The following is a 21,848-nucleotide window of genomic DNA, read 5'->3' on the forward strand; positions in this document are numbered from 1 at the left end:
CCCTTTTCAGGGGCAACGTCGAAATTTTATCATTCAGGAGGGCCGATGAGCCACTTAGACAACGGTTTCCGTTCACTGACACTACAACGTTTTCCGGCGACGGATGACGTTAACCCGCTACAGGCGTGGGAAGCGGCGGATGAATATTTGCTGCAACAGTTGGACGATACAGAAATCCGCGGCCCGGTGTTAATCCTGAATGATGCTTTTGGCGCGTTAAGCTGTGCGCTGGCGGAACATAAGCCGTACAACATTGGCGACTCATACATCAGCGAACTGGCGACGCGTGAGAATTTACGCCTCAACGGGATTGATGAGTCGAGCGTGAAGTTCCTCGACAGCACCGCCGACTACCCGCAACAGCCGGGTGTGGTGCTGATCAAAGTGCCGAAAACACTGGCATTGCTGGAACAGCAACTGCGTGCGCTGCGCAAAGTGGTCACGCCGGAAACACGCATTATTGCCGGTGCCAAAGCCCGTGACATTCACACCTCCACGCTGGAACTGTTCGAAAAAGTGCTCGGCCCGACCACCACCACACTGGCATGGAAAAAAGCGCGCCTGATTAATTGCACTTTCAATGAACCGCCGCTGGCCGATGCGCCGCAGACCGTTAGCTGGAAGCTGGAAGGTACTGACTGGACTATCCACAACCATGCGAATGTCTTCTCCCGCACCGGGCTTGATATCGGCGCGCGCTTCTTTATGCAACATCTGCCGGAAAATCTCGAAGGTGAGATTGTCGATCTCGGCTGTGGTAACGGCGTTATTGGCCTGACATTGCTCGATAAAAATCCGCAGGCGAAAGTGGTGTTTGTCGATGAATCGCCGATGGCGGTCGCTTCCAGCCGTTTGAACGTTGAAACCAACATGCCTGAGGCGTTGGATCGCTGCGAGTTTATGATCAACAACGCGCTCTCCGGCGTGGAGCCTTTCCGCTTTAATGCTGTGCTCTGCAACCCGCCGTTTCATCAGCAACATGCGCTGACTGATAACGTCGCCTGGGAGATGTTCCACCACGCCCGCCGCTGCCTGAAAATCAACGGCGAGCTGTATATCGTTGCCAACCGTCACCTGGATTACTTCCATAAACTGAAGAAAATTTTCGGCAACTGCACCACTATTGCGACGAATAATAAATTTGTGGTGCTGAAAGCGGTGAAGCTGGGGCGCCGTCGATAAGATTGGCAGCTACCTGCCAGATAAGGCGTAAACGCCTTATCTGGCCTACGTTCAGCACGTTACCCCCAGGTCGGATAAGACGCGGCAAGCGTCGCATCCGGCACTTCAATGCACGATTTAAATCTCCAGCGCCAGCCGTGTTCCCTGGGCAATTGCCGTCGTGCGTCCAGCTCCATAGCCACATCGCAGCCGCCAATTAAATGCACGGTTTTACCGCTATCAGTCAGCGGTTGCGCCAGCGCGCGGTTTGGCTCCTGACCTGCACAGATCACCACATTGTCCACCGCTAATACCTGCGTTTCGCCATTGATCACCACATGCAGCCCGTCATCGTCGATCTTCTGATAACTTACGCCTGGGATCATTTTCACGCCGCGCGAGAGTAGGGTGGTGCGATGGATCCAGCCCGTAGTTTTGCCCAACCCTTGTCCTGGTTTGCTGGCTTTGCGCTGGAGCATCACAATTTGCCGTGGGCTACGGGGGATCTGCATACCTTGCGGACTCAAACCTCCGGCCTGTTGCAGGCTACTGTCGATCCCCCACTCATTACAGAACTCGGCGATATTCTGGCTAGTGGATTCGCCCGGCTGACTCAAATACATCGCCGTATCAAAACCAATCCCACCACAACCGACGATGGCAACTTTGTTGCCCACCGGCGCTTTGTCGCGCAGGACATCGAGATAACTCAATACCTTCGGGTGATCGATCCCGTCAATGGGCGGAATGCGCGGTACGATCCCGCTGGCGAGGATCGTTTCATCGAACGCCTGTAACTGATCCGCCGTCACGCTGTGATTGAGTTTCAGCGTCACGCCCATCACTTCGATCATCCGGCGGTAGTAGCGCAATGTTTCGTAAAACTCCTCTTTGCCGGGGATCTGTTTGGCGATATTAAACTGCCCGCCGATCTCGCTGTGCGCATCAAACAATGTTACCTGATGCCCACGCGCCGCCGCGTTAATGGCAAACGCCAGCCCAGCAGGTCCCGCACCGACCACCGCCAGATTTTTTTTCTGCATGGCGGGAAGGATCGGCATTTTGGTTTCATGGCAGGCACGAGGATTCACCAGGCACGAGGTGACTTTGCCAACGAAGATCTGATCGAGGCAGGCCTGGTTGCAGCCAATGCAGGTGTTGATCTCATCGGCTCGCCCCGATTGCGCTTTTGACAGCAGCTCGGCATCAGCAAGAAACGGTCGCGCCATCGACACCATATCTGCATCACCGCGTGAGAGAATATCGTCGGCAACCTGCGGATCGTTAATCCGGTTGGTGGTTACCAGCGGCAGCGAGACGTGGCCTTTCAGTTTGCGCGTGACCCAGCTAAATGCGCCGCGCGGCACGGGCGTGGCGATGGTCGGAATCCGCGCTTCATGCCAGCCAATGCCGGTGTTGATAATGGTCGCGCCCGCCGCTTCAATGGCCTGTGCCAGCTCTACCGTTTCTGCAAAAGTCCCGCCGCCTTCTACCAGGTCGAGCATCGACAGTCGGTAGATAATCATGAAGTCGTTGCCAACGCGTTCGCGCACCGCACGCACTACTTCTACGGCAAATCGCATCCGGTTGCGGTAATCGCCGCCCCACAGGTCACTACGCTGATTGGTGCGCAGTGTCAGAAATTCGTTGATCAAATAGCCTTCGGAACCCATCACCTCTACGCCATCGTATCCGGCCTCCCGTGCCAGTTGAGCGCAGCGGGCGAAATCGTCGATCAGTTGCAGGATCTCTTCATGGGTGAGTTCATGAGGAACGAAACGGTTGATGGGGGCCTGCAACGCGGAGGGCGCTACCAGATGCGGCTGGTAGCTGTAGCGTCCGGTATGCAAAATTTGCAGGGCGATTTTGCCGCCTTCCTGATGTACGGCTTCGGTAATGGTGCGATGGTGTGGGATCTGGCTGGCGTCGTTGAGCATTGCGCCACCTTCCATGCCAACGCCTGTTAAATCAGGTGCGATACCGCCGCTGACAATCAACGCCACGCCGTGACGGGCGCGTTCGGCATAAAACGCTGCCAGCCGCTCGGCACCGTCTGGATATTCCTCCAGCCGGTGTGCATTGAGCCCATCAGCACGCGGTTTTTTAACGTGGTAAAACCTAAATCAAGCGGGGCGAACAGCGACGGGTAGCTCATAAAATTGTCCAGTATGTAAAATAATTGTTATGTGGTCGGATGAGTTCTAATTTAGCCGTCGCCGGAGAAAAGGGAAAAGGGGAGTGCGGGGTTTGTGATGGGATTCAAAAAGAATACGCTCGGTGGTAACGCCGGATGCGACGCTTGTCGCGTCTTATCCGGCCTGGGGGATTGCACATGTAGGGCGGATAAGGCGTTCACGCCGCATCCGCCAGCCGTTGCAAATTACTGCTTATGGAAAAAATCGTTATACAACATATACAAATGCGCGGCACTCCAGGAGAAATTCGGTGCCCCTTGCTGTGCGCCGGTCAGCGGATTGTAATTCTCCTGAATTGGGCCATCGGCGGTTAACCCTTTGGCGTGCCGGAAGAACGTATCCGCCAGTTTCAGGGCATCATCGCGATAACCGTAACGCTCCATCCCTTTCAGACCAAACCAGAACTGATCCACCCATACGCGCCCGCGCCAGTAGATATCCGCGCCAAAGGCTGGGTTGGTTAACGCTGCCGTTCCCAGCGGAACAAAGGTGTTGAACTCTTTAGGGTCCAGCATCACCTTCACCACCGCGTCGGCATTGGCCTGCGTTGCCGCACCGTTAAACAGCGGCGACCAGCCTTCCGGCCCTTTACCGCGTTCGACAATCGGTTTGCCCGCGCAGCCGTTCGTCAGCGGTTTATCTTCAATGCGCACGTCATAGTAGAACTGCGTGGTCGGGTCGAACATACAGGTGTTGATGTAGTCCGCGAGCTGCTGTGCCAACTGGCGATAGCGTTTGGCCTCTTCCGGCTTACCGAGGATGGTTGCCATCTCCGCCAGATAATGGTTATCGCTGTACATATAGCTGGCCTGATCCACCGACTCCTGCAATAGCGAGTAGCCCAGCAACGTTCCGTCCTGACTGCGGTTTTCGGCGAATTTCACCGTCCAGTCGCTACGTTTGCCGCCATTAGCGACATATTTATCCAGCTGTTCTTTGTCGATAAAACCAAAGACGGCGGCGTCATCACGCCCCGATTCCCACGACGCAGCGACCTGTGCCGGAATTTCCAGACTATCGTACTGGCCTTTTTCCACCACGCGGGCGTAGTTGTTCAGCCCAGACTGCGTCTCTTCTTTATCGCCTTTTTTCACCGTAAACAGCATCTCGCCGCTCTCGGTGTTGTGGGCTTTATCGCGGGTCGCGCCATATTCCGGCACGCCGTTGCCGTTATGATCGCGGTTACGTAACCACCAGTCGTGATAGGCCACCAGTTTCGGGTACATCTCTGCCAGCCAGGTTTTATCCTGGGTGACGTTATACACTTCCATCACCGACCAGGCGGCAAGGCTGGGTTTGGTATTACGTTCGTTCCAGTTGCCGCCATCGCCGCCACGCTCGGGGCTAAGGTTCCACGCTATCAGGTCGGGGACAAAGCCCACATCCTGCGGACGCACGGTGTCGCCAGGTTGGATCTGCCAGGAGAAGACCGCGCGGATATTCTCTTTGGCGATGTCCGGATTGAAATGCGCCATCGCAAACGCCTGCTTCCAGGTATCCCACGGCCAGGTCTGATTGCCGGAGAACCAGCGCCCGGTCACCGACGGCGTGACGGTGTTATATTTCACCGCCCCGCCAGGCGAGCGCCAGTTACCGTTGAGCGTTTCGATCGCTTTCACCGCGACGCGCGTCTGTTCCGGCGTCGCATCCGGATTGGTTAACCCTTTCTTCAGGTATTCTTCCCAGCGTTGCTGCGAGGCGGTGAGATAAAATGCCGGACGCGCCAGAATATCGCGGATCTGCATTTGCTCTTTGCTAACTTCCTGAGCGGTCAGCAGATGGGAATAGGTGGTATAGAGCGTCGTCGACCCGTTGATATGCGCCTTACTGGTAAAGCGATTGCCGTTGATTTCAGTCTGCACTGGCAGGGATTTATGCACCTGATATTCTGATTCACCGGAGGTCAGCAGATCCCAGGTGGCACGTACTTTGCCAAAGGTGACTTTCAGGCCATCACGAGTGGCGCTGATTTTGCGCTGATAGTCAGGGTACTCGCCAGCAATGGTTTTATCGGAAAGTGGTTTCCCTTCTTTCGCTTCCAGTTTTTCCAGCAGTTCGCCATCCCACACCAGATCCAGCGGTTTATCGCTGGTGATTTTGGTTTCCAGTAGTGATGTGCGCGGCGTGGCGAAGCGCAGAGTCATTTCGACCTGCACATCTTTTGCTATCAGCTTTTGCACCAGCGCGCCGGGAATACTGTATGCCTCCAGCGTGAAGTTGACTTTCTTGCCGTCTTGCAAGACGGTCAGGCGGTCGAAATTGCTGGCCATAAAGTTGATGTACTCTTCCGTCAGCAGCGCAACGCCCGGAAAACCGCCCATGGTATTCGGGCCGTCTGGCAACAGATGACCATGCCAGGCACCGAGATCAAAAAACGGATTAAAACGCTGGTGGTCGTCGTAATCGTAATCCTTCATGTACTGCGGCGCGCCGGTACGGTTAATCACGTTTTTATAATTGTCGGCGTTGGCGGCATGGGCGGAAAAACTTATCAGCAGAGTGCAGGCTACTGGTGTTAAAATAGTTTTGATTTTCATGAGATTACTGTCCTTATTACCAGTAGAAATATTGCATCAGGAAGATTTGGTCGCTGGGATCGTGAGAGGCATTTTTCATGTAGAAGCGGCTATCAAAAGCCGTTGCGAAACGTCCGCCGCCGTATTCGTACCAGATACCAAACTGCATGAAAGAGGTGGTTTCATCGTCAGCGTGGTCAGGGCGATGTTTGGCGTAGGTGTAAGCGGTGGAGAGATAAACGCCCTTTAACGCTTCATACATGGCGCTCACCATCATCCCACTTTCACTTCCCGGTACGTCCAGCCCGTCGGCGCGTCCGGTATGGTGCCAGGCGCGAGCGGCAAAGTTAGGGGTAAGCAGGCCCGTGAGATAGAGTTGGCCTGTGCCGTCGGTGATTTCCAGACCGTTCATCCAGGTGATGCCTTCGGCAAGGTCATACTGGATGTAACCGTTCATCATTGCCGGATAGGTGTATTTGTCGTCGTAGCGATCGTACTTGCCAAAATGTAGCCAGGCTTTGCTTTCGTCATGATGTCCGGCAGGTGTGGCGGTGACGCTATAACGAAAGTTGCCGGTTAAATTCTGCACCTTCAGCGCGGTCATAATGTCGCGGGTATTGGGAATGACGTAGCCCAGATCGGGTGTGAAGTCGCCCCACCATTGCAGGTCATCCAGCGAGGAATCCTGACGCAGACTGAGCATGATTTCGGTGCCATCATTGGTACGATAACCGCCATAGAAACGGTTAATTCCGCCCTCGAAACCACCCCAGCTATGGTCTGGCACCCAGGCATTGCCGTCGTGGTCGGCCTGCACGGTCCAGCCTTCGCCGTAAATCAGGCCGAACCAGGAGTCGTACTTCATCTCCAGGCCACCTTCAATATAGGTGCCGTCGCTGTATTTATGTTTATTCTCACCCTCTAAATCCATATATCCACCAACCCCTAATTCGCCGTAAAAACGAAATGAAGGAGAAGATGTCGAGGTAATTGCGGGTGTTTTTGTGTCGTCATGTTCTGCCGGACGTGCTTCTTCTCCTGCCGCAGAAAAGGCGTAGCAAAACGGCAGAGCAAGTAATGCTCTGCATGGTGCAGTGATTAATTTCATTGTGTTAATCCATGAGCTAAAGAAAAAGTACAGCCTTTTATCGTTGTAATTATAAAAATAGAAAGGCAGAAACTATTTTCCCTCTCCCCATCCAGGAAGAGGGAAAATGCCTGCTCATTTTTTATTAGTCTGCTTAATCAACATTGCTGGCTGGCGTCGCTTCAATATGGCGCTCTTCAGCCGTTAATCCCTTTATATATTTACTGTATTTCCACCACGCAAAGCCGAGGAAGATAACAATACCGCCGACGTTATAAAAAATGATGGTCAGAATATTCGCGCCAGTCGGGAATGTCGAAGCGATAAACCCTACGGCAAATATCGCAATCAGCATTGAAACAATGATAATACCGGTGCGGCGGGAGCCCATACGGAAATCGCGTGGCAGGTGATCTAATTTGGCACGTAAATTCAGATACGCCAGCATGATGAATAACGGCGGAAGCATGGACGCTGCGGCAGTCATATTAATAATGGTATTCATCAGATCCTGCACGGTATTGGAACCGAGCATCGGGATAATCATCAGCGGGATGACGATCAGGAACTGGATCCACGCCGCGCGCGCCGGAACGCCGTTTTCGTTCAGTTCGACGGTTTTCTTACCAAAGATGCCTTCCGGGATTTCGGAGAAGAAAATTTTCACCGGTGTTGCGGTCCACATCAGCAGGGAACCGAACATCGCGGTAAAGGACACCAGACCGACAAAGCGATTCATCAGCGCTTCCGGCAGACCAAAATACGCCGCCATGCCGTGGAATACCTGCACCGATCCGCCAGTAAATTTCAACTCTTTGCTGCTGACGAAGACGTTAATCAGCACCGAGGAGACGGAATACAGCACACCGATAAAAATCCCGGCGAGGATGATCACTTTAACGAACGATTTTGAACCGCCTTTGACGTCATTAACGTACACCGCGACGGACTCCGCGCCACCTGCGGCCATAAAGATCCAGGTGGTAACGCCGAGGAACGCCCAGTTGAAGTTCGGGATCATCGCGTCAACGGTGATCGGATCGGCAGGCTGTACGCCACCAACCAGCGCCGTACCTGCCAGTAAAATGTAGGAGAGCGTTAACAGCAGCATCAGTGTTGAGGTGACGGAGGTGATTGGCCCCAGCATTTTCGCCCCGTTGGTAGAAACCCAGGTGGAGAAGGCGAACAGCACCATACTAATAATAGTGGTGGCAATCGGCGTCATAATATATTCGTAGCCGAGGAAGGCATACGAAGCATAAGCAATAACGCGCGGCAACAGCGAGGTGAAAAAGAACAGGTTTACGAACCAGTAGGTATAGGCAGTAATAAATGCCCAACGTCCGCCCAGCGAACTTTTTACCCACGCGTAGACACCAGCTTCTGAGTTTTTATTTAACGAAACAAATTCTGCGATGATCAGACAGAAGGGAATAAAATAAAAAATCGTCGCGAGGAAAAACATCGGTGCCGAGGCCAGTCCAAGCTCAATATTATTATTGATAACGTTGTTAAAGCTGTAAACGGCGGCAAAAGTCAGCGAGAGCAAGCCGAATTTACCGATTGTATTACGTTTGGTATCAGACATAACACATCTCCGAAAATGAGTAGGGTAGCGGTGGCGGCAAACTCCTTTTGCCGCCGTAGTTGTTATTTGTTATGGAAATAACCATCTTCGATGGTGACTTTGAGAACCACTTTTTTGACCGCGTTATTGCAGATAAACCGATACGCTTCATGGATATCGCAAATAACGATTTGCCCCTCGTGGACCTCTACGGTTTCTCCGCAGCCTTTTAAATATTCACGGTCAGTTTCATCACGATAATATTCCACTACCTGTAATGTCTCTTTCGGCGCATATTCAATTTTTTGCTGCCCTTGCAGGTAGTAATGCACTTCAAAATAGCGACGATGCCCGGTAAATAACGCATCGGTCGCGGAGTCTGTCTCCACGCGGTAAGTCAATGAGTCACCGATAGAGTGGGCGACGCCAGGCTGAATGTTGTCGATATTTTCAATCGCTTCAACGCAGCGTTGCCACTTCTTACCAGAGGCGTAAATCTGGCGGAACTGTTCTAAGTTATCGATGATCCTCATTGCTTATTCTCGCTGTGCAAATTCGTGGAAAAGAACCCTGCGCCGAACTCATACGACGCCAGGCTTTGCGCGGTAGCTTCTCCGCCAGAAACCGGCAGCAACGTAAAGCCGTAGCTGAAGTCACGGAACCAGACGCGCCAGGAGTCCAGCACCTCGCTGCCCCAGGAGTTGGAGCCGAGGCCAAGCAGCTGGTGGTCGAGATTCAGGGTGATGTCATCACTGCGCTGCAGCTCGTTACAGTGCTGGGCAGCGTGGATGTTTTCCTGGGTATAGTGCCAGGCGCTGAAGTTAATTGGGCGCTGCGGAACCACCAGCAGACCGTTGCCGTGGCGGTTAGTCAGTGCCGTCCAGCGGACATGCTGACGGTTGCCGTTGTTCTGCGGGAAGGGATAATTCTCGAACATGGCATCGACGGTGCTGCGCCAGATATCGATGATGTTAGCCTGCTGGCTGTCGGCGTAGTTTTCGCCCGGTCCACGACCGTAATACGCCACCTGATCGTATTCGCCGTTAATCCCCATGGTGAAACCGATGCACGGAATGATGTGCGGATAGTCGCCGTAACGCTCGCCGGAAAGCGCCACGTTAACCTGGCCATCGGCAGCGATGCGCCAGATGTAGGTGCAGCGCATCCCGAAGTCAAACACCGGCGGTGCTATAACCGTGCGGCTGATGATCAACACTTCACCATCGCTCTGTTCTACGGCAAAGTCGCGCAAATGTTCCTGCATGATCTGCAAATGATTCGGTTGCCACAGCCCTTCGTACTCCTGCTTGTGGTTGTCGATCATTGGCTTGAAGAAGTTGATCTTTGGCTCGCGGGTCAGCAGCGACTCGCCATTCACCTGCCAGGATGTCGGTTTGCCACTCATTTTTGAGAAGGTGATCGCGAAGTTGTAGCCGCGAACGGTGCAGCTCAAACGATCGTCTTCCAGCGTCAGCGGACGCGCATTATTTGGTGCGAAAGGCACTGGCTGCGCGGTGTTTTCCTTCAGCGGGAACTGATAAGTGGCGATAGAATGCCCGGCTTCGCTGTAGCGGGTGCGGGAATCTTTGGTCACCGTAATGTTGAGGAACGCTTCGCGGGCGTCCAGTTGCGGCAGCGTGATCTGCAAGGGGGCTTCGCTGTTCGGCGCAACGTCGCGCAATTTAATCTGCTGCGTCGCGAGCGTTTCACCTTCGGCGCGCACCTCTGCGTGCAGGGTGTAGTCATCAAGCGTGGTAAACCACAGTTTATTTTCGACTTTCAGCTCGCCGCGAGTCAGATCCAGCGCGTGGATTTTTACCGGTGCGATAACCTGTTTGTACTCTTTCAGGCCTGGTCCCGGCGTCTGATCGGAATAGATCAAACCATCAAGACAGAAGTTATAGTTGTTGGGATAGTCGCCGTAGTCGCCGCCGAATTTATACCAGACATTGCCGTTGTCATCCTGCGCCTGGATCCCGTGGTCGCACCATTCCCAGACATAATGTCCCTGAATGCAATCGTGCTTGTAGAAGACGTTCTGGTATTCCGTCAGCCCGCCCGGTCCGTTCCCCATCGCATGAGCATATTCACAGATGATGCGCGGCTTCGGATGCGGGTATTCACCAAACTCATTCATCAGCGGCACGCGGGTGTACATGGTGGAAATAATATCGACCACTTCAGCATCGCGATCTTCTTCGTAATGCACCAGTCGCGTGTCATCCAGCGCCTTCGCTGCGTGGTACATCGCGCGGATGTTACAGCCATAGCCGGACTCGTTGCCCAGCGACCAGATGATGATCGACGGATGGTTTTTCTGCGCGTGAATATGGCGAACAATGCGCTCGACGTAGACTTTTTCCCACTGCGGATCGTCGGTAATACGGCTGATATCGCCGACATTAGCAAAGCCGTGCGATTCGACGTCGGTTTCCGCCATCACAAACAAGCCGTAGATATCACACAGTTCGTAAAAACGCGGATCGTTCGGGTAGTGAGCGGTACGCACGGAGTTGATGTTGTGCTGCTTCATCAACTGGAGATCTTTCTCGACGCGATCCATTCCAACGGCGCGGCCTTTGCGATGATCGTTGTCGTGACGGTTGACGCCGTGCAGCATCACATAACGGTTATTGATCCAGAACAGACCGTCGCGCACTTTGATATCACGGAAGCCAACGCGTTGTGGCACCACTTCCAGAACGTTGCCGTCGGCGTCTTTTAGCGTCATGACCAGATGGTAAAGATAAGGGGATTCAGCTGACCATTGCTGCGGCTGTTCGACAGTAAAAGCAAAGCTGGCGCTGGTCAGTTTTTCAATTGCCAAATGATCAATGGCGCTGCTGTGCACCACGCGTTCCCCATCAAACAGGGTATATTCCAGCGTCGTTACGACAGGGGAGGCGGCGAGATTTTCCAGCACCACTTCGCAGGAAAGCGTGGCATCGCAATAGGCTTCGTCAAAGTCGGTACGAACGGTGAAATCGTTAATATGCGTGAGTTGTTTTCCGATCAGATAAACATCGCGGAAGATCCCCGCCGACCACCACATATCCTGGTCTTCCACGTAGGTAGAGTCCGCCCACTGCATCACGCGCACACACAACAGGTTGTCGCCGGTTTTAACCATCGCGCTGATGTCAAACTCTGCGGTCAGGCGACTGCCCTTGCTGAACCCCACATACTGACCGTTAACATAGACTTCAAAATAGGTTTCGACGCCGTCAAATTTAATCAGCGTCTGTTTACCCTGCCAGCCGTCGCTGAGGGTGAAAATACGTTGATAGGCACCGGTTGGGTTATCGCTGGGGACAAACGGCACATCGATGGGGAACGGAAAACCTTCGTCGGTATATTGCAGTTTGCCGTGACCTTCCATTTGCCACATGGCGGGGACGGTAATATGCCCCCAGTCAGCCATTAACTCAGAGGTGAAGGCTTCAGGCACTTGCAGCGGATGGTCAAAAAAGTGGAAATTCCACTGACCGCTTAAGGGCAGAAACAGGCTGCTGGTTTCACGGGCAAAGGTACGCGCCTGCGCAACAGAGTCATATGAAAAAAAGTACGCACGCGGAGCAAGTCGGTTTTCGTGGGTGAGCTGAATGTTTTCCCAGCGATTCATAGGGCCTCCCGGTAGAGAGAAATCGGAACCATTCATGGTGATGGTAGTTTGTGTAATTGTTGGGGAGTTTAGTAAAATTTTTACTAAAAAGTAGCAGGTAAATGCATTTACTTTAACTGGATCACGAAAATAAACGGCAGCACTGTCCGGCAAAAACGATTGCCGGACAGTGTGTAAGGAGATTTAACGGGTCGTGCCGCGCAGTTTTAATTTGCTGGGAACGAAGACTAACAGCGGCAGCGCGCGACCATCGCGGGCTTTTTCATACACCAGGTTAACGCCCTGGCTTCCCATCATCTCGGAATGGATGCGCACGGTGGAGAGCGGCGGAAAGGTAAATCGCGCGGTGGGGATGTCGTTCACGCTGATAAGCGAAATATCCTGTGGGATGTTCAGGCCACGTTCATGAATTGCCCGCAGTACGCCGATAGCAATGGAATCGGAAGCAACAAACAGTGCCTTCGGATAGTCTTCCTGCGCCAGCATCTGTTTTGCCAGTTCATAGCCCGACGAACTGGAAAAACCGCCGCGCCAGATATCCTCTTCGCGTACCACTTGTTTCAGTCGGCCATATTCCGCAAAGGCGACCTCACGAATATCCGCCTTGCCCGGCTCATCTTCACCGCCAATAAAACCAATGCGATTAACGCCCTGAACGATATAGAAGTCGATGATTTCTTTACTGATGCGTGCCAGATCGATATCTACCGCATCGTAATTACTGCCGGGTTCGTGAAAGTCGATAAAACAGATATTGTCGGTCAACGCGCCGGCGGCGGCGCGCAGGGCAGGCGTGGGTTTGCCGACAATTAAAATACCGGTGACGTTTTTAATGTCCGGCAATCCGTTGTGTTCATAACAGTTGGTGAGCTCGATGCCCAGCTTTTCGCACTGGGTTTCAATGCCGTGGCGGATCGCCAGATAGTAAGGATCGTTGATCTCCAGCTCCTGTTGGTAGCTGTAGATAGCCAGAATATGGTGTTGGTTGACTGCGCCTGTCAGTAGTTTACGGGCGCTACTGGTCTTGTACTCCAGCTTTTCGGCGATCTCGAGAATGCGATGTTTCGTCTCTTCTTTCACATTCAATGTCGGATCGTCATTTAAGACCCTGGATACTGTCGCCAGGGATACGCCAGCTTCGATTGCGATGTCTTTTAGTGTTGCCATGTTTACCTTTTTTACTTTCCCTGATGTGCGCTTCCATTGTAGAGGAAGTGCTTATCGGGTCACCTGTTTTCAGTAAATAAAGCGCGTTTCTTTGACGCTGTAACGGTAACACAGCGGCTTGCGAATGTGATCACGCCTGCATTCTCCATTTTTAGCCTACAGGATTGAGAAAAACTTTTGCTATAGTTTAGTAAAATTTTACTCGAAGGGAGAAAGCAATGGAAACCGTGGCTTACGCTGATTTTGCACGTCTGGAAATGCGCGTCGGAAAGATTGTGGAAGTGAAACGCCATGAAAACGCCGACAAGCTGTACATCGTACAGGTTGATGTGGGGGAAAAAACGCTGCAAACCGTGACCAGCCTGGTGCCGTACTACAGCGAAGAAGAGCTGATGGGGAAAACGGTGGTGGTCTTGTGCAATCTGCAAAAAGCGAAAATGCGCGGTGAAACGTCGGAATGCATGCTGTTGTGTGCGGAAACCGATGACGGCAGTGAAAGCGTGCTGTTAACGCCGGAGCGGATGATGCCTGCGGGCGTACGTATCGTATAAAAAGATCGGATGGCGACGTCGTATCGCCATCCGATTTGATATTACGCTTCTTCGACACTGACTCGCATGGCCGCCAGCGCCTTACGCGCCGCTTTGATCACCAGTTCACACTGTTCAATGGTCAGTGTCAGTGGCGGTTCAATGCGGATCGTTTTGGCGTTATTGAGCGTTCCGGCCACCAGTACGCGCTGGCGGAACATCTCGCTGGCAAAGTTATAGCCGATTTCGTTATCAACAAACTCAATCGCCATCAACATCCCTTTACCACGCGCTTCCTGTACCAGATCGGGATATTCCCGCGCCAGTTGACGGAAACCGTCCAGCAACATATCGCCTTTTTGTTCAGCCTGAGCCGGTAAGTTCTGCTCCAGCAACACATTGATGGTCGCCAGCGCCGCCGCACAGGCCAGCGGGTTGCCGCCAAAGGTGGTGGTATGCAGGAACGGGTTGTCGAACAGGACTGAGAACACCTCTTCAGTAGCGATGGTTGCGCCAATCGGCATCACGCCGCCGCCGAGCGCTTTGGCAAGGCAGAGGATATCCGGCTGTACGTTCTCATGCTCGCAGGCGAACATCTTGCCCGTGCGCCCCATACCGGTTTGTACTTCATCGAGGATCATCAGTGCGCCGAACTCATCGCACAGCTTACGCACGGCGGTGAGATAGCCTGGCGGCGGCAGAATTACGCCACCTTCACCCTGAATCGGTTCGAGGATCACTGCAGCAACATCATCACCGGTTTTTTGGCACTCGCTAAGGGCCGTGCGCATAGCTTCGATATTGCCAAACGGGACATGACGGAACCCTGGCAGCAGTGGCATAAACGGTTTGCGGAAGGTCGATTTCGCCGTGGCCGACAGCGCGCCAAGTGATTTACCGTGGAACGCGCCGCTGGTGGCAATAAAAGTAAACTTGCCGCGCGGTGACTGGTAAGCCTTCGCCAGCTTCAGCGCTGCTTCAACGGACTCGGTGCCGCTATTACAGAAGAAGCTGTATTTCAGTTTACCTGGCGTTAGCGCAGCAAGGGTTTTCGCCAGCATCGCCCGTAACGGATCAAGCAGCTCCTGGCTGTGCAGCGGTTGTTTCGCAAGTTGATTCTGTACGGCGGAAACCACAACTGGATTACGGTGCCCCACGTTGAAAATTCCAAAACCTCCCAGGCAGTCGATAAACTCCTGTCCCTGGGTGTCGACAAGCGTATTTAAACCTCCCGCTTGCCACTCTACGGCTCCGTAATCCCCGCCAGCGGTAACAGATTTGCGATACTCTAAAAACCCCGGATTGACATGCTCTTTGAAGTATTCAATCACCTCCCGGTTAAGTGCTTTCATCTCCTCATGATCCAGCGTTCGCTTTTCAATGAGATTCAGGGCGTGGGCGCTGCACGCTAAAGCCGATGCGCTCGAAGGTAACCTGTTCAAAATATGCTCCGGAGGCTCGCGTATCACATGATACCGATTTAAGTATTGCAGGGATTGCGCCACTCCGGCTGCGATCGCGAAAATCGGGATAAACACAAATTACATTATCATTTGCGTAACATTTAATGCTAAATGTTAACTGTTGTCGTTATTTTGTACGATTTTATCGGGGGGGAATTTTGCGATCGCTGTGCAAATGCATTCTTTCAGGGCAATAAATGCCGGATTTTTGGGCAAGATAATTAACGTTCTCGGATAATAACAGAATGAAAGTATTTTAAATCAAGGGATTAGGTTTTGTGCTTTAGTTGCAAATTGCGATCTAAATCAAATTAAAGTGCTAAAGATAACCGCGCCGGGGCCGACATAACTTCCGACAAGAAGTTAACAACCATATAACCTGCACAGGACGCGATTATGTCTTCTCATCCGTATGTCACCCAGCAAAATACCCCGCTGGCTGACGATACTACCCTGATGTCCACTACCGATCTGCAAAGCTATATCACCCACGCCAATGATTCTTTCGTGCAAGTGAGCGGCTATACCTTGCAGGAGTTACAGGGCCAGCCGCACAACATGGTGCGTCACCCGGATATGCCAAAAGCGGCGTTTGCGGATATGTGGTACACCCTGAAAAAAGGGGAACCCTGGAGCGGCATCGTGAAAAATCGCCGCAAAAATGGCGACCATTATTGGATACGGGCGAATGCGGTGCCGATGGTGCGCGAGGGCAAAATCAGTGGCTATATGTCGATTCGCTCCCGGGCGACGGATGAAGAAATCGCGGCGGTGGAGCCGCTGTATAAGGCGCTGAACGCTGGACGTACCAATAAACGTATTCATAAAGGCCTGGTGGTGCGTAAAGGCTGGCTGGGTAAACTGCCTTCATTACCGCTTCGCTGGCGAGTGCGTGGAGTGATGACACTGATGTTTATCGTGCTGGCGGCCATGCTCTGGTTTGCCGCTGTGCCGGTGGTGACGTATTTCCTCTGTGCGTTAGTGATGTTGTTGGGAAATGCCTGTTTTGAATGGCAAATTGTACGCCCGATAGAAAATGTCGCCAGCCAGGCACTGAAGGTGGCGACCGGAGAACGTAATAGTGTTGAGCATTTGAATCGCAGCGATGAGCTGGGGCTGACATTACGCGCGGTAGGGCAGCTTGGCCTGATGTGTCGCTGGTTGATTAATGATGTCTCAAGCCAGGTTTCCAGCGTCAGAAACGGTAGTGAGACGCTGGCAAAAGGCACAGATGAACTGAACGAGCATACTCAGCAGACGGTTGATAACGTTCAGCAAACGGTGGCGACCATGAACCAGATGGCGGCGTCGGTGAAACAGAACTCAGCCACAGCATCGGCTGCCGATAAACTTTCTATCACCGCCAGTAATGCGGCTGTGCAGGGCGGGGAAGCGATGACCACGGTGATCAAGACGATGGACGATATCGCCGACAGTACCCAGCGCATTGGCACCATTACTTCGCTGATTAACGATATTGCGTTTCAGACCAATATTCTCGCCCTGAATGCGGCGGTGGAAGCGGCGCGTGCCGGCGAACAGGGCAAAGGTTTTGCAGTGGTGGCAGGGGAAGTGCGTCATTTAGCCAGCCGCAGCGCCAATGCTGCCAACGATATCCGCAAGCTGATTGATGCCAGTGCTGATAAGGTACAATCCGGTTCGCAGCAGGTACACGCCGCCGGACGGACGATGGATGATATTGTGGCGCAGGTAAAAAACGTCACGCAGTTGATCGCCCAGATTAGCCATTCAACGCTGGAACAGGCCGATGGGCTTTCCAGCCTGACCCGTGCGGTGGATGAGCTTAACCTGATCACGCAGAAAAACGCCGAGTTGGTGGAAGAGAGTGCGCAGGTGTCGGCGATGGTGAAACACCGCGCCAGCCGACTGGAAGACGCGGTGACGGTGCTGCATTAATCGGTATGCCGCATCCGGCGGTTGGAGCACGATGCCTGATGCGATGCTGGCGCATCTTATCAGGCCTACGGGGTGTGTAGGCGGATAAGGCGTTCACGCCGCATCCGGCAATCGGTGATTAATCCAGTTGCGTAATATCAAACGCGGCGCGGTCGATCACCGCAATGATCTTTTTTATCTGCGCGTCGCTGATGTCGCTCTGATTGACGCGTAAATCCAGCACCGCTTTAAAATTATCCAGCGCTCGCTTCATTTGCGGGTTCTGGCGCAGCGCCGCACCAACGCAACGCGCTTTGATGCGTTCTTCAATCATCTCCACCTGTTCGCGGTTTTCTTCCAGCCACTGCGCGCCCTGTTCGGTCAACGCAATCTGCTTCTTACCGCCTTCCTCTTCGCGGATGGTAATCAGCGACTGCTCCTGCAGAAAATCCAGCGTCGGGTAGATGACGCCCGGGCTTGGGGTGTAATTCCCCTGGGTCAGATTCTCAATCGCTTTAATCAACTCGTAACCGTGGCTGTCATCGCGCGAGAGAATATCCAGAATCACCAGACGCAATTCACCGTGACCAAAGAAACGCTGCCGACGACCGCCGCCGCGACCGTGGCGACCACCACAGCATTGACCGTGTTCATGCTGGTGACCGTGTCCGCAGTGCTCGTGATCTGACTTCTCACCTTTGCAGCAGCCTTCATGGCGTGGCTGGCCTTCATGTTTACAACACCCTTCGTGATGATGGCTCATATCAGCCTCCTTTTGCTTAATTAGATATATCTAATTTATATCTGATGTGAGAGTTCTTGCAAGTGTAAAAATGATTTTTAAACGCAGATGTACTCAACATCCAGGCCGGATAAGGCGTTCACGCCGCATCCGGCAGCCTTGCTATGGCGCTGAATGCCTTCACATACTTCAGATATATCAGTTCTACAAATCGCTTGCATTTATCATGATTAACAATCATTATCATTTGCGAAATTTATTTAGATATATCTGATTACCATCACGAAGGCGATAACAATGAATAACTCCCCCCGCTACCCGCAGCGCGTTCGCAATGATCTGCGCTTCCGTGAACTGACTGTGTTACGTGTTGAGCGCATCAGCGCTGGTTTTCAGCGCATTGTCCTCGGCGGCGAGGCGCTGGACGGCTTTACGTCGCGCGGCTTTGACGATCACAGCAAACTCTTCTTTCCTCAATCTGACGCTCACTTTGTGCCGCCAACGGTAACGGAAGAGGGGATCGTCTGGCCGGAAGGACCACGCCCACCGTCGCGTGACTATACGCCGCTGTATGACGAACAACGCCATGAACTGGCGATCGATTTCTTTATTCACGAAGGCGGCGTCGCCAGCGGCTGGGCGATGCAGGCGCAACCGGGCGATAAACTCACGGTGGCAGGTCCGCGCGGTTCGCTGTTGGTGCCAGAGGATTACGCGTATCAGTTGTATGTCTGCGATGAGTCCGGGATGCCCGCACTGCGCCGCCGCCTGGAAACGTTGAGCAAACTTGCCGTTAAACCGCAAGTTACCGCGCTGGTCAGCGTGCGGGATAACGCCTGTCAGGATTATCTTGCGCACCTTGATGGTTTTAATATCGAATGGTTGGCGCATGATGAGCAGGCGGTAGATGCGCGTCTGGCGCAGATGCAAATCCCTGCCGATGATTACTTCATCTGGATAACCGGCGAAGGCAAAGTCGTTAAGAATTTAAGCCGTCGCTTTGAAGCGGAACAGTATGACCCTCAACGGGTACGCGCAGCGGCTTACTGGCACGCGAAGTAATTGCTTTCCATATCAAAAAAGCAAAAAGGCTGACGATTTCTCGTCAGCCTTTACTGTATCTGGTGGCCCCTGCTGGACTTGAACCAGCGACCAAGCGATTATGAGTCGCCTGCTCTAACCACTGAGCTAAGGGGCCATGGTAGCGGATTATAAAGTAACTCCGTGTCGCAATCCAGCCATTACCGCGCGCCTGCTGTTTTTATAAACAATGTGTTTTCAATTCGTTATACTTTCCCCAGGTTGTGTTGTTCAGGGGTTAATATGGTTGAAGATATTATTGCACCAGGGTTGCGCGTGGTGTTTTGCGGCATCAATCCGGGGCTTTCATCTGCGGATACTGGCTTTCCTTTTGCTCATCCGGCGAACCGTTTCTGGAAGGTGATTTATCAGGCCGGGTTTACTGACAGACAGTTGAAGCCGCAGGAGGCGCAGCATCTGCTGGATTATCGTTGTGGCGTCACCAAACTGGTTGACCGTCCAACGGTGCAAGCCAATGAAGTGTCAAAGCTGGAGATGCACGCAGGCGGGCGTAAGCTGATTGAAAAAATTGAAGATTATCAGCCTCAGGCGTTGGCGATTCTGGGCAAACAGGCCTATGAGCAAGGATTCAGCCAGCGCGGCGCACAGTGGGGGAAACAAACGCTCACTATTGGTTCGACGCAGATTTGGGTACTGCCAAATCCCAGCGGTTTAAGTCGCGTTTCTCTGGAAAAGCTGGTGGAGGCGTATCGGGAACTGGACCAGGCACTGGTGGTGCGTGGGCGATAAAAAACGCCACCGAAAAGGTGGCGTTTGTGCAAAGAGACAAGTGCCGGGTGCGGCGGAAACGCTTTATCCGGCTACCGATTAATCGTCCAGGAAGCTACGCAGCACTTCAGAACGGCTCGGGTGACGCAGTTTGCGCAGCGCCTTCGCTTCGATCTGACGGATACGTTCGCGGGTAACGTCGAACTGTTTACCCACTTCTTCCAGCGTATGGTCGGTGTTCATGTCGATACCAAAACGCATACGCAGAACTTTCGCTTCACGCGCGGTCAGGCCAGCCAGCACGTCGTGCGTTGCCGCACGCAGGCTTTCGGTGGTCGCAGAATCCAGCGGCAGCTCGAGGGTGGTATCCTCGATGAAATCCCCCAGATGCGAATCTTCATCATCACCGATCGGCGTTTCCATGGAGATTGGCTCTTTGGCGATCTTCAGCACTTTGCGGATCTTGTCTTCCGGCATCAGCATACGTTCAGCCAGTTCTTCCGGCGTCGGCTCGCGGCCCATCTCTTGCAGCATCTGACGAGAAATACGGTTGAGCTTGTTGATAGTCTCAATCATATGCACCGGAATACGAATGGTGCGCGCCTGATCCGCGATAGAACGGGTGATCGCCTGACGGATCCACCAGGTTGCGTAGGTGGAGAACTTGTAACCACGGCGGTATTCGAATTTATCAACCGCTTTCATCAGACCGATGTTGCCTTCCTGAATCAGGTCAAGGAACTGCAAGCCACGGTTGGTGTATTTCTTGGCGATAGAAATAACCAGACGTAAGTTCGCTTCAACCATCTCTTTCTTCGCACGGCGGGCTTTCGCTTCACCGATGGACATGCGACGGTTGATATCTTTAACCTGCTCGATAGTCAGGCCGGTTTCTTCTTCAATCTGCTGCAGTTTCTGCAGGGCGCGATGTACTTCTTCAGAGACATCGTGCAGTTTTTCCGACCACGGCTTGTTCATCGCAATTGCCGCATTGAACCAGGTATCGCTGGTTTCATTGCCGGTAAACAGGGTGATGAAGTTTTTCTTCGGCATTTTGCACTGTTCAACGCAGAGCTTCATGATCAGACGTTCTTGCGTACGAACGCGGTCCATCATGACGCGCATGCTGTTGACCAGGTAGTCAAACTGCTTCGGCACCAGGCGGAACTGTTTGAATACTTCAGACAGTTTCAGGATCTCTTCCTGAGCGGCTGCATGGCTACGGCCTTTCGCTTTGATGGTGTCACGCGTTACAACGTACTGAGCGCGCAGTTCCGCAAATTTTTCACGAGCCAGTTCCGGGTCGATGCTGTTGTCATCGTCGGCGGTATCGTCGTCAGCATCTTCTTCGTCTTCATCTTCGTCATCGTCCAGATCTTCCTGGGAAAGCTCAGAGCCGACGTGAGTGGCGGTTGGTGCCAGATCTTCTTCTGCGTTCGGGTCAACAAAGCCGGTGATCAGATCGGACAGACGCGCTTCTTCTGCTTCCACACGATCGTACTGTTCCAGCAGATAGGTGATCGCTTCCGGGTATTCAGCAACGGAGCATTGAACCTGGTTGATCCCGTCTTCAATACGTTTAGCGATGTCAATTTCGCCTTCGCGGGTCAACAGTTCAACGGTGCCCATTTCACGCATGTACATGCGTACCGGGTCAGTCGTGCGCCCGATTTCAGATTCCACGCTGGAAAGCACCTGCGCGGCGGCTTCGGCAGCATCTTCGTCCGCGGTGTTTTCAGCCAGCATCAGATCATCGGCATCCGGTGCTTCTTCCATCACCTGAATGCCCATGTCGTTGATCATTTGGATGATGTCTTCGATCTGATCTGAATCGACGATATCTTCCGGCAGATGGTCATTGACCTCGGCATAGGTCAGATAGCCTTGCTCCTTACCACGGGTGACAAGAAGTTTCAGCTGTGACTGCGGGTTTTGCTCCATAAGACGGTATCCACACTTATTTCATGAGGTTGGTGTTGGGCGATTGACCCGATGTCCTTCAGGTGTTAACGCTGAAATCCAACGGCTGTTTACCGCCAACGATAATTACGAGGGCGTACTTATATATTTGCCGCTGCCTCTCAGTGCGGCTG

The 21,848-nt window shown here is 53.0% G+C and carries 14 protein-coding genes, 1 tRNA gene and 1 pseudogene; 5 read left to right on the forward strand and 11 right to left on the reverse strand.

Annotation, left to right across the window (positions count from 1 at the left end):
• The first annotated feature begins 45 nt into the window (after window positions 1-45).
• On the forward strand, window positions 46-1,182 hold the full coding sequence (gene rlmG, locus FFT88_RS16540) for a 23S rRNA (guanine(1835)-N(2))-methyltransferase RlmG (RefSeq protein WP_130259072.1): 1,137 nt from the start codon (window positions 46-48) through the stop codon (window positions 1,180-1,182).
• Between the two features lie 117 nt (window positions 1,183-1,299).
• Here the strand turns inward: rlmG and fadH are convergent.
• From fadH to ebgR, 7 genes and pseudogenes are all read right to left on the reverse strand, one after another.
• Window positions 1,300-3,316, reverse strand: a pseudogene (fadH, locus tag FFT88_RS16545) (NADPH-dependent 2,4-dienoyl-CoA reductase).
• 225 nt (window positions 3,317-3,541) lie between these two features.
• Window positions 3,542-5,893, reverse strand: a complete 2,352-nt coding sequence (ygjK, locus tag FFT88_RS16550) for an alpha-glucosidase (RefSeq protein WP_135403918.1) — start codon at window positions 5,891-5,893, stop codon at window positions 3,542-3,544.
• Between the two features lie 16 nt (window positions 5,894-5,909).
• Window positions 5,910-6,980: a protein YgjJ gene (gene ygjJ, locus FFT88_RS16555; RefSeq protein ID WP_135403919.1), complete on the reverse strand. Its 1,071-nt coding sequence runs from the start codon at window positions 6,978-6,980 to the stop codon at window positions 5,910-5,912.
• A 133-nt stretch (window positions 6,981-7,113) separates the two neighbouring features.
• Entirely contained in the window at window positions 7,114-8,547 is a 1,434-nt protein-coding gene (locus FFT88_RS16560; RefSeq protein WP_135403920.1) for an amino acid permease, read from the reverse strand.
• Window positions 8,548-8,609: 62 nt separating this feature from the next.
• Complete coding sequence (locus FFT88_RS16565) at window positions 8,610-9,059, reverse strand: beta-galactosidase subunit beta (protein WP_001219954.1); 450 nt, start codon at window positions 9,057-9,059, stop codon at window positions 8,610-8,612.
• Window positions 9,056-12,148, reverse strand: coding sequence for a beta-galactosidase subunit alpha (ebgA, locus tag FFT88_RS16570; protein WP_135403921.1), 3,093 nt, complete (start codon window positions 12,146-12,148; stop codon window positions 9,056-9,058). Before ebgA ends, FFT88_RS16565 begins: the two co-directional genes overlap by 4 nt.
• Window positions 12,149-12,331: 183 nt before the next feature.
• Window positions 12,332-13,315: a transcriptional regulator EbgR gene (gene ebgR / locus FFT88_RS16575; RefSeq protein ID WP_135403922.1), complete on the reverse strand. Its 984-nt coding sequence runs from the start codon at window positions 13,313-13,315 to the stop codon at window positions 12,332-12,334.
• Between the two features lie 218 nt (window positions 13,316-13,533).
• Here ebgR and FFT88_RS16580 point away from each other — a divergent pair, with 218 nt between their 5' ends.
• Window positions 13,534-13,866: a tRNA-binding protein gene (locus tag FFT88_RS16580; RefSeq protein ID WP_000450588.1), complete on the forward strand. Its 333-nt coding sequence runs from the start codon at window positions 13,534-13,536 to the stop codon at window positions 13,864-13,866.
• A 41-nt stretch (window positions 13,867-13,907) separates the two neighbouring features.
• Here the strand turns inward: FFT88_RS16580 and ygjG are convergent, their stop codons facing one another.
• The gene (gene ygjG, locus FFT88_RS16585) at window positions 13,908-15,287 is read right to left on the reverse strand and encodes a putrescine aminotransferase (protein WP_135403923.1); all 1,380 of its coding nucleotides are present in this window, start codon (window positions 15,285-15,287) and stop codon (window positions 13,908-13,910) included.
• Between the two features lie 417 nt (window positions 15,288-15,704).
• On the opposite strand from ygjG, the gene aer reads away from it, so the two are divergent.
• Window positions 15,705-17,225: an aerotaxis sensor receptor Aer gene (gene aer, locus FFT88_RS16590; protein WP_135403924.1), complete on the forward strand. Its 1,521-nt coding sequence runs from the start codon at window positions 15,705-15,707 to the stop codon at window positions 17,223-17,225.
• Window positions 17,226-17,343: 118 nt separating this feature from the next.
• Here aer and nfeR read toward each other — a convergent pair whose 3' ends face one another.
• The gene (gene nfeR / locus FFT88_RS16595; RefSeq protein WP_130218239.1) at window positions 17,344-17,967 is read right to left on the reverse strand and encodes a DNA-binding transcriptional regulator NfeR; all 624 of its coding nucleotides are present in this window, start codon (window positions 17,965-17,967) and stop codon (window positions 17,344-17,346) included.
• A 276-nt stretch (window positions 17,968-18,243) separates the two neighbouring features.
• On the opposite strand from nfeR, the gene nfeF reads away from it, so the two are divergent.
• Complete coding sequence (gene nfeF / locus FFT88_RS16605) at window positions 18,244-19,008, forward strand: NADPH-dependent ferric chelate reductase NfeF (protein WP_135403926.1); 765 nt, start codon at window positions 18,244-18,246, stop codon at window positions 19,006-19,008.
• A gap of 60 nt (window positions 19,009-19,068) precedes the next feature.
• On the opposite strand, the gene FFT88_RS16610 is transcribed toward nfeF, so the two are convergent.
• Window positions 19,069-19,144 (reverse strand) — tRNA-Ile (locus FFT88_RS16610).
• Between the two features lie 125 nt (window positions 19,145-19,269).
• Here FFT88_RS16610 and mug point away from each other — a divergent pair.
• A complete protein-coding gene (gene mug, locus FFT88_RS16615; RefSeq protein ID WP_135403927.1) occupies window positions 19,270-19,776 on the forward strand; it encodes a G/U mismatch-specific DNA glycosylase in 507 nt (168 codons plus the stop codon).
• 78 nt (window positions 19,777-19,854) lie between these two features.
• On the opposite strand, the gene rpoD is transcribed toward mug, so the two are convergent.
• Window positions 19,855-21,696, reverse strand: coding sequence for an RNA polymerase sigma factor RpoD (gene rpoD, locus FFT88_RS16620; protein WP_130223894.1), 1,842 nt, complete (start codon window positions 21,694-21,696; stop codon window positions 19,855-19,857).
• Between the last annotated feature and the right edge of the window lie 152 nt (window positions 21,697-21,848).

The sequence above is a fragment of the Escherichia sp. E4930 genome (assembly GCF_005845405.1).
Classification (GTDB): Bacteria; Pseudomonadota; Gammaproteobacteria; order Enterobacterales; family Enterobacteriaceae; genus Escherichia.

Bases quoted from the DNA above. Each gene is read 5' to 3' on its own strand.
- ebgA (WP_135403921.1), bottom strand. From the start codon at position 12,148: ATGAATCGCTGGGAAAACATTCAGCTCACCCACGAAAACCGACTTGCT.
- rpoD (WP_130223894.1), bottom strand. From the start codon at position 21,696: ATGGAGCAAAACCCGCAGTCACAGCTGAAACTTCTTGTCACCCGTGGT.
- ygjJ (WP_135403919.1), bottom strand. From the start codon at position 6,980: ATGAAATTAATCACTGCACCATGCAGAGCATTACTTGCTCTGCCGTTT.
- ygjK (WP_135403918.1), bottom strand. From the start codon at position 5,893: ATGAAAATCAAAACTATTTTAACACCAGTAGCCTGCACTCTGCTGATA.
- FFT88_RS16580 (WP_000450588.1), top strand. From the start codon at position 13,534: ATGGAAACCGTGGCTTACGCTGATTTTGCACGTCTGGAAATGCGCGTC.
- aer (WP_135403924.1), top strand. From the start codon at position 15,705: ATGTCTTCTCATCCGTATGTCACCCAGCAAAATACCCCGCTGGCTGAC.
- nfeR (WP_130218239.1), bottom strand. From the start codon at position 17,967: ATGAGCCATCATCACGAAGGGTGTTGTAAACATGAAGGCCAGCCACGC.
- ebgR (WP_135403922.1), bottom strand. From the start codon at position 13,315: ATGGCAACACTAAAAGACATCGCAATCGAAGCTGGCGTATCCCTGGCG.
- FFT88_RS16565 (WP_001219954.1), bottom strand. From the start codon at position 9,059: ATGAGGATCATCGATAACTTAGAACAGTTCCGCCAGATTTACGCCTCT.
- FFT88_RS16560 (WP_135403920.1), bottom strand. From the start codon at position 8,547: ATGTCTGATACCAAACGTAATACAATCGGTAAATTCGGCTTGCTCTCG.
- nfeF (WP_135403926.1), top strand. From the start codon at position 18,244: ATGAATAACTCCCCCCGCTACCCGCAGCGCGTTCGCAATGATCTGCGC.
- rlmG (WP_130259072.1), top strand. From the start codon at position 46: ATGAGCCACTTAGACAACGGTTTCCGTTCACTGACACTACAACGTTTT.
- mug (WP_135403927.1), top strand. From the start codon at position 19,270: ATGGTTGAAGATATTATTGCACCAGGGTTGCGCGTGGTGTTTTGCGGC.